Source organism: Mesorhizobium yinganensis (genome assembly GCF_040081985.1).
GTDB lineage: Bacteria > Pseudomonadota > Alphaproteobacteria > Rhizobiales > Rhizobiaceae > Kumtagia > Kumtagia yinganensis.
This window is the reverse complement of sequence record NZ_JBEBMH010000011.1, coordinates 148655-161201: the sequence shown is the minus strand read 5'-3', so window position 1 is coordinate 161201 and position 12547 is coordinate 148655. Positions and strand designations below refer to the sequence as shown.

Here is a 12547-nt window from a genome sequence, read left to right as displayed (position 1 = left end):
CTCACTGTCGATTTTGAGAAGGAGCTTAGCTCTGGACGACCGGCGTAAAGCCGTAGGCGTTGCCGTCCTTCACGAAGGTCCCCGTTCCCGGGAACGGGAAGTGCGATCCGCAGATCCTGATGTTGTCGGCTATCACCCTATCGATCAGCTTGTGGCGGGTCTCGACGGCGGTGGGGCCGTCCTGGTCGTAGCTGCCCTGCCATTCGGGATGCGGCGCGAGCAGCGCCGGCACGTACATCGTGTCGGCGGACACCATGATCTGCTCGCTGCCCGATGTAGCGAGAAAAACGGAATGTCCGGGTGTATGGCCGGGCGCGGCGATGATCCGGATACCCGGGCCGACTTCATCGCCGTCTTGGACCAGCTTCCAGTTTTTCCATTTAGGGAAGTTCTCGGCGATGCGTTTTCCCGCCGGCTTGCGTCCCGCGGGAAGCTGATCGACGCGGCTGGGGTCGGTCCACCATTTGTATTCCATGGAATTGACGACCAGCTCCGCATTCGGGAACACAGGATCGTTGGTCCCTTTCTCCATCAGGCCCCAGACGTGGTCGGGATGGAAATGCGAGATCATGATTGTGTCGATGGCCTTATAGTCGATGCCTGCCGCGGCCATGTTTGCCGGCAAATGCGTGGCATTGGCTTGCCATTGGCCGACGCCCGATCCGGCATCCATCATGATCAGCCGGTCGTTGACCTTCAGGACCACGACGGTCAGCGGTATCGGCATGAAGTCGGTCGGAAGGTCGGCTTTGGCCAGCGCGGCCTTTGTGTTGTCGACCGAGGCGTTGGAAATGAAGGTCGGATCGTGCGGCTTCCGCCAGATGCCGTCATAGATGGCGGTGATGTCGATCGATCCCACCTTGTAGCGATAGAAGCCCACGGCGGGCTCGACGGGTGCGGCCGCGAAAGCCGACGGAACGAACTCGAGCCTGCCGACAAGACCAAAGACAGCAGCAGCGGCCGCGCTCCCGAGCAGGGAGCGGCGTGTCATATTGAACATGGCGATCTCTTTTCTGTGAACTATTGCCTTGCGAGCAGCGGCGAAGGTTACGTCATTGCCGACACTCGCCGACTAGACCGGAGGCTGTGTCGTTTTATTCCCCGCAGGCAGATTTTATTTTTCTTTTTCTTGAAGCGGCATTTTTCATCGAGAGATCGGCCGCACGACCGATGGTTCCGCATGTGACGGGTTCGATGCGATACCAGGCAAAGCCCTCGCTCCACATCGAACCTTCCGTCAATTCTATCCACACGGCGTGCGAGACCACTCCGAGCCAAATCAGGGTGCGGCGGTTGCAGCCCGGAAGCGGCTGACGAAGTTGTCGAGCATCGGCCGCTCGACATCGGAAATCGCCCAATAGGAGAACGCCCCGTCGCTCCACTCAACCATGGAAAAACCGCCGGTCGAAGAGTTTCGGAGTTCCGCCGTTTTTCCGTCGTTCCGGGGTTGCGCGACGACGGTGATCAGATGTTCGTTGTAGCGGTAGACCAACGCCGGCACGGCACGGTCGGCGATCACCTCCACCCTGCCGCCAATCAGCGAGAAGCCGTCCTTTGCAAGGTCGGGTGTGGGCGGTGACAGGCCGAGCCGCGCATCCAGCCAGGGCTTGACGGTATGGCGATCCGAAGAGACGACATCCACCGGGCTCGCGGCCAACAGGCTGCGGCGATGGCCACTGGCGACCGCCATGGCGAACTCATCGGATGCGCCATTCACCATCACCCATTGCGTCGCGCCGCTGGCGAGCACGGCGGTGACGACGATCGACGCGGCTATGGCGCGCCAATCGAAAGAGTTAAGGTTTCGAAACGACCAGGCGCGAGGCGCGTGCCGGGCCTGTGACCGGGAGATCGGTGAGATGCGGGAGTAGCTCGCCGTAGGCGAGGTCTGCGCAGCGTCGGTCGTGGCAATAGCCGCGATCTTAGCCATGAAGGCGTCGTCGACCGGCGGCCTCGGCAGCTTCGAAACGGCCTTGCGGACCGCGGAGACACGGCTGTGCTCGGCGGCCAGTGCGGGATCGGCCGCGATCCGCCGCTCGACGGCCAGTGCCGTGGCGGCGTCGAGTTCACCATCGACCAAGGCGTGGATCATCAGGGTCATGCCTGCGTCATCCTGCGGCAATCCATCGTCGCGGGTGCTCATCGCGCACTCCCAAGCTCGGTTACAAGCTGGCCACGAGCGCGCGCCAGGCGCGACATCACCGTGCCGAGCGGAACATCGAGCATGTCGGCGATCTCTCGATAGCTGAGGCCATTGATATCGCGCAGCACGAGGGTCTCGCGGAAGGGTTCCGGCAAAGCCGCGATCGCTGCTTCGAGCGCGGCCGCGTCAGCCTTGGCGATCAGGTCGGTCTCCTGGTTCTCGGCGAGGAGACTGCTTACTCCTTGGGCCGTGCCCATGTCGTCGAGGTCGTTCAGGTCGCCGACGGAGACGATGCCGCGCGGACGGTTACGCGCCAGCCAAGTGTAGCAGGCGTTGCGCACGATGGTCAGAAGCCACGCGCGGGCATTACCGCCCGCGTAGCCGGCAATGCCAGCATAAGCCTTGATGCAGGCATCCTGGACGACGTCCTCCGCATCCGTAGCATTGCCTGTGAGCCAGCGCGCCAATGCGAGGGCATCGCCGAGATGCGGCAGGACCACCTGGTTGAAGCGCTCGACATCGGCTTTTCCGTTAGGCATCGCAATGTCCTGCACCTTGCCCGGAGGCTGGATATGATTTTGCGGCGGCAGGGCGTGCGCGTCGAGACAGACAAATTCCGTTGAGGATGGGATGGCCGTCTGCTTCAGCGAGCGTGGGGGCATAAGGCTCCCCGTGTCAAGCGGGCCGGTGACGGTGTGATGGATGCCATCGCAGAACAAAATGGACTGACTTTCCACGGCGCAAGCTCGGATATTGATGCTTGTGGCACAAGAATGTTCGAGACCTCGACTTTGAAAACTCTGCAAAGGCAACTGTGCGCGATTGCACGACATTCCACGAAGGATGAACGAGCGGTTCGATTGACGTACTCTTGACCGGATGAGTCGGTCATTTATTCCCGACGTATGAAAAGATATGACCTGTGGCGACGTAACCCGAACAAGGGCGCTCCTCGGAGCCGTCGCTTCGGTGGCACTGCCGGGCCACAAGGCGTTCCCGGGGCATTCGGGCCAAAGTTGCCGAGGGCGGGCCAGTCTTTGTTAGAAGCCAACGGGCTACGAGGCTCATGCGTTGCCGCTCGTCAGCCGGATTGGGCAACCGGGATTGGAAGCTCATGAGATACACAGCAGGGTAGGTCCGGACAATGCCACCGTCTTTCAACACCAGCGGCTTGCAGGAGAGCCTCGAAACAAGCTACCCGCTAGAAATCGGAAAATGGTGCAATCGTGCGCAATAGTTTTGACGTCGTCGTCATTGGCGCCGGTGTGTTCGGCCTTGCGGCCGCCCTGGAGCTTCGCAGGCGCGGGCGCAGCGTGGCGGTCGTCGACCGCTTCGGCAGCGGCCATCCGCTGACTTCGTCCACTGGCCGGTCTCGGGGCATCCGCATCGCCTATGACCATCCATTCTACGTGGACCTCGCCAGCGACGCGATCCGCCGCTGGCGCGGACTGGAAGCCGCCACCGGACGAAAAATCCTGCATCTGACGGGGCAGATCGATTTTGGCCTGCCGGAAAAACTCGCCGGCATCGTCTCGGCGGTCCGCGGCGCAGGCGGCGCGATCGAGGAACTCGGCGCGGCGGGATTGTACGCGCGGCTGCCCTATCTGCGGCTGGACGAGCCGAAGGTCGGATTGTTCCACCCCGACGCCGGCACGGTGCTGTCGGACGAGGCGATGGCGGCCATGAAGGCCGGGGCGCTCGCATCCGGCGTATTGCTCTACGAACCGGAACGCGTCGTCGCGGTGGAAACGGGCGGCGCAACGCGCGTGGTCACGGAGAAGCGGACGCTCGAGGCCGAGACGGTGGTCGTGGCGGCAGGCCCTTGGTCAGGTCCGCTCCTGCGCGACCTCGGCATCGAGGTTCCGCTCGCGCCCGCCGTGGCACAGGTGACGTTCATCGCCGCGCCAGCGCTGGTCGATCTTCCTGGCATCGGCGAATGGGGCGGCGACGAGGACGGTCTGGGCGGCGTCTATGGGCATCCGGTACCGGGCATCGGCTATAAGCTGGCCTTCAGTTCGGGCCAGCAGGGGTGGGAGCCGGAAGCCGCGGAATGGAAGCCCGATCTGCAGGAGCAGACGCGGCTGCTTGGCTGGGTCGACCGGCGCATGCCGGATTTTCCGCGCACCGTGCAGCTGACGCAGAGACATCCCTGGACCATGACGCCGGACGGCGATTTCGTCGTCGACCGCGTCGGCTCCATCGTGCTCGCCTGCGGCTGTTCGGGGCATGCCTTCAAGTTCGGGCCCGCGCTTGGGCCGCTGGTGGCCGATGTGGTCGAGGGCCAGCCGGCCAACGCCCTGTTCCGACTTGACCGGCCGTCGGTCCGGAACCGCACCGTGACGGCGAGTGACCCAATCCTCCGCTGAGGCTGGCATAGTCGCCGAATCCACGCCACGCATTGCCTTAGCAGACCGCATACCCCAAGATGGCAGCGGAACGGGGGAGTGCATGGCCGCAGCGAAAGGCTGGAGCATCAACGACCGGCGCCTGGCATGGGCGCTCGCCGCTCCCACCGTCATCCTGATCGTCGTGCTGATGATCCTGCCGATCGCGGTGATGGCGGTCTATACGTTCTTCACCTTCGTCACCGCGGGCATCGAAGAGGCGACGCTGACGTTCGCGAACTGGCAGGAATTCCTGTCCGACAGCTATTATCACGGCTTCCTGTTCAAGACGGTGCGCGTCGGCATCGTCACGGCCATCATCTGCGCGCTGCTCGGCTATTTTCCAGCCTATTTCATATGGGCCACGGCCTTCCGCCACAAGTGGCTGCTGCTCCTGCTGCTCATCGTGCCGTTCTGGATCAGCTTCACCATCCGCACCTTCTCCTGGATCCATATCCTCGGCGGACAGGGGCTGATCAACGCGACGCTGCTGCATCTCGGCCTGATCAGCGAGCCCCTGCGCCTGCTCTACACCGAAGGCGCCGTCATCATGGGGCTGGTGCATTTCCTGCTGCCCTACATGATCCTCAACGTTTATGTCAGCCTTGAGGGCATCGACCGCAGCTTGATCCTGGCCGCGCGCTCGATGGGCTGCACCAGCGCGCAGGCGTTTCGCGAGGTGACCTTGCCGCTGTCGCTGCCCGGCCTCGCGGCGGGGCTCCTGCTCTGCTTCGTGCTGGCGGCGGGCAGCTATGTCACGCCGCAACTGCTCGGGGGGCCGCGCGACGCGCTGTTCGGCAATCTGATCTACGACACGATCATGGGGCAGTTGAACTGGCCGCTCGGCGCGACGCTGTCGATCGTGCTGTTCGTGTTGCTCGGCCTCGTGGCGGTCGCCTACAGCCGCTACATGGGCCTGTCGCAGATCATGAAGGGCATGAGCGCATGAACGCGCCGAGCGACGGGTCGGGGCGCTGGGGCTGGTGGCTCACCTGCGCGATGACGCTTCTCGTCTACATCTTCATGTTCGCGCCGATCGTCGCCACGGTGGTGCTGTCCTTCAACGCCTCGATGTTCGGCGGCTTTCCGATCACCGGCTTCAGCCTGCACTGGTACGAGGTGCTGATGCAGAACGAGAACGTGCTGACGGCGTTCCGGACGTCGATGTGGATCGCCCTCGTCACCGCCGCGGTCACCACACTCATCGGCATCGGCGCGTCGCTGGCGCTGGTCCGCTTCGAGTTCCCGGGAAAGTCAGCTGTCAATACGCTGGCGATCCTCCCCGCTCTGGTGCCCGAAACCATCCTCGGCGTCGGCCTCTTGGTGATGATCAAGGCGATCGACCAGCCGCGCAGCTATCTCATCCTGCTTCTCGGCCACATCCTGCTCGCCCTGCCTTTCGTCGTGCTGGTCATCCAGGCGCGGCTGATCGGCATAAGGCGGGTTTATGAGGAGGCATCGCTGTCGCTCGGCGCGCCGCGCGGCTCGACTTTTCGAGAGATCACGCTGCCGCTGCTGATGCCGGCAGTGTTCGCCAGCGTGCTGCTGGCCTTCACCATCTCTTTCGACAACACCACCGCCAGCCTGTTCTGGCGGCCCGCCGGCGTCGAGACGATGCCGACGCAGATATTGTCGATGCTGAAAGTCTCGATCAGCCCGGAGGTCAACGCGCTGGGCACGTTGATGATCGTGATCACCGTCGGCATACCGCTGCTGGGCGGCCTGGCCGCCAAGCTGCTTTCCGGGTTGAAATCACAAAAGCAACAAATGGGAGACTGACATGAAGCTTACACAGACCAGAAGACTCGAGAGGCTGACCGAGCGATACGGGAATGGCGACCTGTCGCGCCGTCATTTCCTCGGCCTGACCGCCGCCGCGGCCGCTGCTGCCGGCGTTCAGATGCCATGGATCACGCGGGCCATCGCCGCCGCCACCGAAGTGCGTTTCGACGGCTGGGGCGGCGTCGTCCAAGAGGCGATCGACAAGTTTGCCTTCCAGCCCTACACGGCGAAATCCGGCGTCAAGGTGGTGCAGGGGACGTTCGGCGACGAGAACGAGATCATCACCAAGATGAAGACCTCGAAGGAGGGCGACTACCAGATCATCCACTCCTCGGGCGTCAACTACTACATCAAATACGTCCAGGCGGGTTGGAACTCGGAGATCAACGAGGCCAACATCCCGAACATGGCCAACGTGCTGACGGCCATGATCGAGCCGTTCCGCAAGATCACGCCGAAACTCTCGGCCGTACCCTACGATTACGGAACCACCGGCCTTGCCTACAACACGACGGTGATCTCGCCGGAGGAGGCGAAGGAGAAGGGCGCAAAACTGCTCACCGATCCCAAATATGCCGGCAAGGTCGGCGGCTATGCCGACATGACGACGCGCGTCTGGTACGCCGCGCTGGCGACCGGCCAGGACCCCAACAAGATCACCGACATGGACGCGATCTGGGCCAAGGTGCGGGAGACGCGCGACCTCGCCAAGAAGTTCTGGAGTTCCGGCGCCGAGCTGATGGACCTGCTCACCAAGGGCGAGATCGTGGTGACTGACGCCTGGTCGGGCCGCGTCGCCGCCCTGCAGCAGCAAAACCAGCCGATCGGCTATCTCGATCCTGCGGGCTCCTATGCCTGGATGGAGGACATGCTGGTGCTGAAAGGCTCGCCGATGGCCGAATGCGAGGAACTGATCAACTTCATGCTCGATCCGGCGACTTCCATCGCGGTGGCGGAAGGCCAGAACTATCCGCCGTCGCTCGACCCGACCAAGGTGAAGCTCACCGAAAAGATCGCAGCGCTTCCGGCCTTCGACCCGACCGGCCAGATGAAGGCGCTGACCTTCGCCGATCCGGTCTACTGGGCCGAGAACGAGGATGCCTGGACCAAGCAGTGGGACAGGATTTCCAAGGGCGCGTAATTACGCAACCACATGGATCGGCGGGAACCGGGTCGTGAAGGCCCGGTTCCCTTCCTCGCGGACTTTGAGGGGATTGGATGGACAGTCCGGCAGTCGAATTCCAGGGCGTCGACATCGACTACGGCAAATTCAGCGCGGTGAAGAACTTCTCGCTTTCGATCGGCAAGGGGCGCTTCGTCACGCTGCTCGGCCCGTCGGGCTGCGGCAAGACGACGGTGCTGCGTGCCATCGCCGGCCTGGTCGCGATTTCCGGAGGAAGGATTTCGATCGGCGGCAAGCGTGTCGACCAGGTGCCGATCTACAAACGCAACACCGGCCTGGTGTTCCAGAACTACGCGCTCTTCCCGCACAAGACGGTGTTCGACAATGTCGCGTTCGGGCTCAAATACCGCGACGTGCCAAAGGCCGATATTGTCCGAAAAGTCGCAGCCGCGCTGGAGATGATCCGGCTTCCCGGCAGCGAGAAGAAACTTCCGCACCAGCTTTCCGGCGGGCAGCAGCAGCGCATCGCGCTCGCCCGCGCCATCGTCTTCGAGCCCGAAGTGCTGCTAATGGACGAGCCGCTTTCGGCGCTCGACGCCAACATGCGCGAGGAGATGCGCGGCGAGATCAAGAAGATCCAGCGCGAGACCGGCATCACGGCCATCTTCGTCACACACGATCAGGAGGAGGCGCTGGCGATGTCGGACCAGATCGTGGTGATGAACGCCGGGCGGATCGAGCAGATCGGCACGCCGAGCCAGGTCTACGAGCAGCCGGACACCAAGTTCGTCGCCAGTTTCCTCGGCAAAGCCAACATCGTCGCCGGCACGGTCAGTTCTGTCTATGGAGAGAGCGCCGAAATCTCGATCGCGGGAGATCACGTGGTCACCGTCGCGGCGCCCGGCGGGCTAAAGACGGGAAACGCCGTCGACCTCGTCATCCGCCCGCAGCGGCTGCGGATCGCCGACGGCAGGGACGGCGGCGTCAACACATTTCCCGGGCGCGTGATCTCGGCCGCCTATCTCGGCGGCAACGTGGCCTACGAGATCGACGCAGGCGGGCCGTCGGTTCTCCGCGCCGTCAACCCTATCGCGGGACACCTCTGGTCGGAAGGCGCACAGGTGTCGGTAACCTTTAACCCGCAGGGTTGCGTCCTGCTCGATCCGGCGCGTGGACGCAGATTGTCATAGACGCGGCATTACGATTTTCCCCGCTTGGTTCACGGATCCGCCATTTGGGTCGCGGCTGAGAAATTCGTGAACTCAGCCGCCATGGAAGAACGAAGCAGAAGCGCCTCAATGTATCGACATTATCCCTGACCTTCCACCTAGGAAGGCTGGTGGACAAGGAACTCGCTGCCGGGATAGCTCCAATTCATGAGCCTGGTAGTTCTAGGCGCGATCAATAATTCGTGACACGTTGTGTTGCGGCATCCCACCCACCCAACACCTTTGCCGCCTTGGCCGGCGCTTCGATGCGCGCCGGCCAAGTAATCGCGGTTCACGCGGCGGTCTTCAACTATTCCCGCCCTGAATATTGGGACTCGATGGCCCGCATCTTGCCTGTTGCCGTCTTGTCCACGCCGGCCACGGGGGAAAAGGGAACTTGGGTACCGAAATCGATCATCGCGCGCAGGATAAGTCTCGTTTTGAAACATCTCCGTTTGTTGCCGACTGCCATGAAGCAGGCAAAGCAAGAATTGAGGGGGTGCTTGATTTACGAATGAGATTTATTGGCTTGGCCCGATGAAACATACTTTCGAGACGGTCATCAGGGAGAGCGATAGCAAAGTGCTCTATCGCGTCCAATGGACTGTACCGAGTGGTAACGGCTCGATTTCTTTCTACAGAGGTATCGAGACGATTCGTACCGAAGACGGAAAGAGGCTCAGGACCATCGAGTTCGGAAGTTTCGAGAAGGCGCTGAAGTGGTTTTCAGACAAGATATAATATATTACATGATGATCTAGATCGAATTCGCGACATGATTTTCTGAAGTAGTACTGATATTTCTATAATGTAGCCTTCCCGGGAAGACAGTCAACGTGCAGGTTCGCCGCCCTAAGTCGAGCACGAGGTAGGGGCTCGACTTGGCAAGCACCATTGATGATGAGACATCAGTTGTCGGCGCGGGCAGCTATGCCCGTGCCGATTTTTGTGGGAATGCACTGCCGTCGGAGCGGAAGGCCGGCTAGGGTTGGCAGTTACCGCTTATCCGGCGCGGCGAATTTCCGTGCGTTTCGGAAGCCTCCAGTTCGGCCGCGGGAAATGGCAGGTATAGCCGTTGGGGTAGCGCTCAAGATAATCCTGGTGTTCCGGTTCGGCCTGCCAGAAATCGCCGGCCGGCGTCACCTCGGTGACGACTTTCCCTGGCCAGATACCCGAGGCGTCGACGTCGGCTATGGTGTCTTCGGCAACGCGCTTCTGCTCATCGTCGGCATAGAAGATCGCCGAGCGATAGCTTGCGCCGACATCGTTGCCCTGGCGATTGCGCGTCGTCGGATCATGAATCTGGAAGAAGAATTCCAGCAGGTCGCGGAAGCTGATCTTCGCCGGATCGAAGAGGATCTCGATCGCTTCTGCATGGCTACCGTGGTTGCGGTAGGTAGCATTTGGCACGTCACCGCCCGAATAGCCGACTCGCGTGGAAATCACGCCGGGATAGCGTCGGATCAGATCCTGCATGCCCCAGAAGCACCCGCCGGCAAGCACTGCGCGTTCGGTTGTCATGGTCCCTGGACCTCCTTGGGTTTGGATTTGTCTCAATATAGGCATTGCCTGTTTGAATTGTCAGGGCGCAAATCCAGTGCGTCTTGGCTTCCCGATAGTCCGGTATCTGCGCGCAGTCACACCGCAGCGGCGGCTTGCGGCGGCGCGGTGATAAAGGAACCGGTCGAGGTGGCGGCGTATCGAGATCGGCCGCCGCGGCTCAGTTGGGGACGCCTGCCATCAGCGACCCCACATCGCCTCGCTTGAACCCGAATCCGGTCGCCTGCCCCGCGGCTTCCACCATTGCCTCGATTTCAGCCGGTGCCTTGCGCGAGGCTTGGAAGACCGGGCCGCCGCGAAATTTCGAGAAACCGAAACCGTTGACCAGCACGAGGTCGATCTCGGCCGCCGAACGCGCGATGCCTTCGCCGAGCAGAAGTGCTGCCTCGTTGACGATCGCGCCGAGCACGCGGCCCTGCATCTCCGCCCTGGCGAGGATTTTCTGCGGCCGCCCCTGTTTCAGGGCTTCGGCGCGGACGAGTTCGGTGACGACCGGGTCGACCGCGCCCCGGCCGGAGCCGACCGAATAATCGTACCAGCCGGCGCCGGTCTTGCGGCCGAGCCGGCCCATCTCGCAAATGCGGTCGGCTATGCCGACATAACGCTCGCGCGGATCGCGGCCGGCGGCTTTCCGCTTGCGCGTCGCCCAGGCGATGTCAAGGCCGGACAGATCGGACACCCCGAATGGACCCATGGCGAAGCCGAGGTCTTCCATTGCCGCGTCGAGTTCCTGTGGGAGCGCGCCTTCTTCCAGCATGTATTCGCATTGCGCGCGGTATCTCGTGTAGATGCGGTTTCCGATGAAGCCTTCGCAGACGCCGGCGATAATCGGCAGCTTGCCGATCGTCTTCGCCAGCCAGACGCCGCTCGCCAGCGCCGTCGGATCGCTTTTTGCGCCGCGCACCACTTCGAGCAGGCGCATGCGGTGCACCGGTGCGAAGAAATGCAGGCCGATGACGTCGGCCGGCCGGTGCGTCGCTTCGGCCAGTTGGTCGAGGTCGAGATAGGAGGTGTTGGTGGCGATGACGGCGTCGGCGCGAACTGTCGCCGCAAGACGCTGCAACACGTCGGTCTTGACTTGCAGATCCTCGAACACGGCCTCGATGACCAGATCGACGCCGGCAAGCGCTGCGATATTGTCGGCGTAAGTGACGTGAGCGGCAGCCGCTTCGGCCGATGCGGCTTTCAGCTTTCCGACGCGATGCAGGTCGATCAGGGCCGTCGACACGCGGCCCTTCCCGGCTTCTAGCGCGCCTGTATTGGCGTCGACCAGGATGACGCCGAGGCCGGCGGCTGCACAGACGGAGGCGATTCCCGCACCCATCGTGCCGGCGCCGACGACGCCGACGGAGTTGATAGGCCGCGCCCTGGCGTGGCCGTCGAGTTTTCCTGCCTGCCGCTCGGCGAAGAAGTTGTAGCGCAGCGCCGCCGCTTCCTCGCTGTCGCGCAGGCGCAGAAAGGCGGCGCGTTCCTGCGCCAGCGCTTCGCGCACTGGCAGCACGGCGGCATTCTTCACGGCCTTAACCGCTTCAGCGACAGCTTCGCGTCCGCGCCCCGATTTCAGCGCTCTCTGCTCGGCCTGCGCTATGGCCTCATCGGTCTCCGGCGGAACGCCGAGGTCGGCGACGATCCGCTTGCCGGGGAGCGCGCGGACAAACGCCGCCGCGCCGTCGCGCAGCGATTTTCCTTCGACCACACGGTCGATGATGCCGAGTTTTGCGGCTTCGCGGACGCCGATGCGACGGCCAGAGGTGACGAGGTCCAGCGCCGTGGCGATGCCGGTCAGGCGGGGCAGCCGTTGCGTGCCGCCGGCGCCGGGGATGATGCCGAGCGTCACTTCCGGCAGACCGACGATGGCGTCGGCAAGCGCGACGCGGGCGTCGCAGGCGAGCGCGAGTTCCAGGCCGCCGCCTAGGGCTGCCCCGTGGATGGCGGCGGCAATCGGCTTGGGGCAAGCTTCGATCGCGGCAAGAACCGTGGGCAGTTCCGGCGGCGAGGGCGGCCGGCCGAATTCCTTGATGTCGGCGCCGGCGACAAAAGTGCTGCCCGCCCCGATGATGATGCCCGCCTTGATGCCGGCATCGCCCGAAAGGCGTTCGATCGCATCCAGCAGGCCGGACCGGACGGCGACAGAACTCGCATTGACCGGCGGGTTGTCGATGACGATGAAGGCAATATCGCCGTCGGGTTCGAGGTGGACCGCGGGGGCTTCGCCGTTCGGTTCCTGATGCTGGGAAAGGCTGTCGGTCATGGTCAAGCTTGCGGTCGGGTTGATGGGGAGAACCACGGGGGGTTGGCCGGACGATCCGGATGCTATCGGCTGCTGGTGTAATCGACCTTGAGCATC

The 12547-nt window shown here is 63.0% G+C and carries 11 protein-coding genes; 6 read left to right on the top strand and 5 right to left on the bottom strand.

Going from position 1 to position 12547, the window contains the following annotated elements; translation table 11 throughout:
• Window positions 1–25: 25 nt before the first annotated feature.
• The 3 genes from ABMA59_RS20625 to ABMA59_RS20615 all read right to left on the bottom strand — a co-directional run bounded on the left by ABMA59_RS20625 (window position 26) and on the right by ABMA59_RS20615 (window position 2682).
• Complete coding sequence (locus tag ABMA59_RS20625; protein ID WP_349007262.1) at window positions 26–1000, bottom strand: MBL fold metallo-hydrolase; 975 nt, start codon at window positions 998–1000, stop codon at window positions 26–28.
• Window positions 1001–1279: 279 nt separating this feature from the next.
• Window positions 1280–2143: an anti-sigma factor family protein gene (locus ABMA59_RS20620; protein WP_349007261.1), complete on the bottom strand. Its 864-nt coding sequence runs from the start codon at window positions 2141–2143 to the stop codon at window positions 1280–1282.
• A complete protein-coding gene (locus ABMA59_RS20615; RefSeq protein WP_349007260.1) occupies window positions 2140–2682 on the bottom strand; it encodes a sigma-70 family RNA polymerase sigma factor in 543 nt (180 codons plus the stop codon). The genes ABMA59_RS20620 and ABMA59_RS20615 overlap by 4 nt, the downstream gene beginning before the upstream one ends.
• Before the next feature lie 687 nt (window positions 2683–3369).
• Here ABMA59_RS20615 and ABMA59_RS20610 point away from each other — a divergent pair.
• The 6 genes from ABMA59_RS20610 (at window position 3370) to ABMA59_RS20585 (ending at window position 9181) form a co-directional block, all read left to right on the top strand.
• Window positions 3370–4509, top strand: a complete 1140-nt coding sequence (locus tag ABMA59_RS20610) for an FAD-dependent oxidoreductase (RefSeq protein WP_349007259.1) — start codon at window positions 3370–3372, stop codon at window positions 4507–4509.
• A gap of 82 nt (window positions 4510–4591) precedes the next feature.
• Window positions 4592–5476 carry an ABC transporter permease gene (locus tag ABMA59_RS20605; RefSeq protein WP_349007258.1) on the top strand — a complete coding sequence of 295 codons (885 nt, stop codon included), beginning with the start codon at window positions 4592–4594 and terminating at the stop codon, window positions 5474–5476.
• The gene (locus tag ABMA59_RS20600) at window positions 5473–6306 is read left to right on the top strand and encodes an ABC transporter permease (protein WP_349007257.1); all 834 of its coding nucleotides are present in this window, start codon (window positions 5473–5475) and stop codon (window positions 6304–6306) included. The genes ABMA59_RS20605 and ABMA59_RS20600 overlap by 4 nt, the downstream gene beginning before the upstream one ends.
• Before the next feature lies 1 nt (window position 6307).
• Window positions 6308–7450: an extracellular solute-binding protein gene (locus tag ABMA59_RS20595; RefSeq protein WP_349007256.1), complete on the top strand. Its 1143-nt coding sequence runs from the start codon at window positions 6308–6310 to the stop codon at window positions 7448–7450.
• A 77-nt stretch (window positions 7451–7527) separates the two neighbouring features.
• Window positions 7528–8622: an ABC transporter ATP-binding protein gene (locus ABMA59_RS20590; protein ID WP_349007255.1), complete on the top strand. Its 1095-nt coding sequence runs from the start codon at window positions 7528–7530 to the stop codon at window positions 8620–8622.
• A gap of 415 nt (window positions 8623–9037) precedes the next feature.
• Window positions 9038–9181: a hypothetical protein gene (locus ABMA59_RS20585; RefSeq protein WP_349007254.1), complete on the top strand. Its 144-nt coding sequence runs from the start codon at window positions 9038–9040 to the stop codon at window positions 9179–9181.
• Window positions 9182–9642: 461 nt separating this feature from the next.
• Here ABMA59_RS20585 and msrA read toward each other — a convergent pair whose 3' ends face one another.
• Complete coding sequence (msrA, locus tag ABMA59_RS20580) at window positions 9643–10161, bottom strand: peptide-methionine (S)-S-oxide reductase MsrA (protein ID WP_349007253.1); 519 nt, start codon at window positions 10159–10161, stop codon at window positions 9643–9645.
• Between the two features lie 199 nt (window positions 10162–10360).
• Complete coding sequence (locus tag ABMA59_RS20575) at window positions 10361–12451, bottom strand: 3-hydroxyacyl-CoA dehydrogenase NAD-binding domain-containing protein (RefSeq protein WP_349007252.1); 2091 nt, start codon at window positions 12449–12451, stop codon at window positions 10361–10363.
• Window positions 12452–12547: the final 96 nt, after the last annotated feature.